1 pseudogene is annotated in these 239 nt (G+C 77.4%); it reads right to left on the bottom strand.

Features of this window, described 5'->3' with window-relative positions:
* Window positions 1-239 (bottom strand): annotated as a pseudogene (locus SB751_RS34870) (DNA alkylation response protein); the annotation flags it as partial.

The raw sequence follows: 239 nt of genomic DNA, 5'->3' as shown, positions 1-239 counted from the left end.
GTACAGCGCCGACGCGGCCTGCCGCACGCACGCGTCGTCGCCTGCCGCCGCAACCCGGGCAAGCGCATCGCAGGCGCGCGCGAGAATGCGCCGCAGCGCCGCGCGACTCGCGTCGGGCAGCGGCGCCGCGCCGAGCCGGTCGCCGAGGAACGTGCGCAGCGCGTCCAGCGCCTGCTCGCGCTGCGCGGCGCGCGCGACGTCGAGCGCGACGATGTTGCTGGTGCCTTCCCAGATCGAGC

Source organism: Cupriavidus sp. SIMBA_020, assembly GCF_046535395.1.
Lineage (GTDB): Bacteria > Pseudomonadota > Gammaproteobacteria > Burkholderiales > Burkholderiaceae > Cupriavidus > Cupriavidus campinensis.
This window is presented reverse-complemented; position numbering and strand designations above follow the sequence as displayed.